The organism is Photorhabdus tasmaniensis (assembly GCF_011189505.1).
Taxonomy (GTDB): domain Bacteria; phylum Pseudomonadota; class Gammaproteobacteria; order Enterobacterales; family Enterobacteriaceae; genus Photorhabdus; species Photorhabdus tasmaniensis.
This window is the reverse complement of record NZ_PUJU01000190.1, coordinates 1-611: the sequence shown is the minus strand read 5'-3', so window position 1 is coordinate 611 and position 611 is coordinate 1. Positions and strand designations below refer to the sequence as shown.

Here is a 611-nt window from a genome sequence, read left to right as displayed (position 1 = left end):
AAAAATACCGCTACCTCAGCATAAGCCCGTCTCTGCTTCATCAATGTGCGAAGCCAGAATGAAATTACCTGATGATGCAATAAAAACCATAAACAAAAATATCGTTTCTGTATGGGAAGATAATACCCATCCCGAAACATGGAAAGGACATCGACTGTTTGCTATAGATGGCTCAAAATTAAACATTCCCAGAGGGTTGCTGGAAAATGGATATAAAACACCCAAAAACACATCACGACATTATCCCTATGCAATGATGAGTTGTCTCTATGATGTATTGAATTCGATCATATATGACGTTGATTTTGTTAACCATAACAATGAGAGGGCTTGTGCCGAAAAGCATCTCCAGTGTTTGGATAGCAATGCTGTCGTGATCTTCGATCGGGGATATTTTAGCTATTACTTGTTATATCAAGTAATGCAAAACAATCTGAATGCCGTATTTAGAGTACAGGAGGGAAACAGGAATAAGACTATTAGCGATTTTTCTGACAGTAATTCAGATGATCTTATTGTTAGTTATACGCCATCGGAAGCGGTAAAGTCAGATCTTAGAAAGAGAAACCTTCTTTCAGAATTCCCATGCTTAACGTTAAGACTAATAAAGC

At 37.6% G+C, this 611-nt stretch carries 1 protein-coding gene; it reads left to right on the top strand.

The genetic code is table 11. From position 1 onward, the window contains the following. Positions 1–58 precede the first annotated feature (58 nt). A partial coding sequence (locus tag C5471_RS23470) for a transposase (protein WP_166296639.1) occupies positions 59–611 on the top strand: 553 nt, incomplete at its 3' end.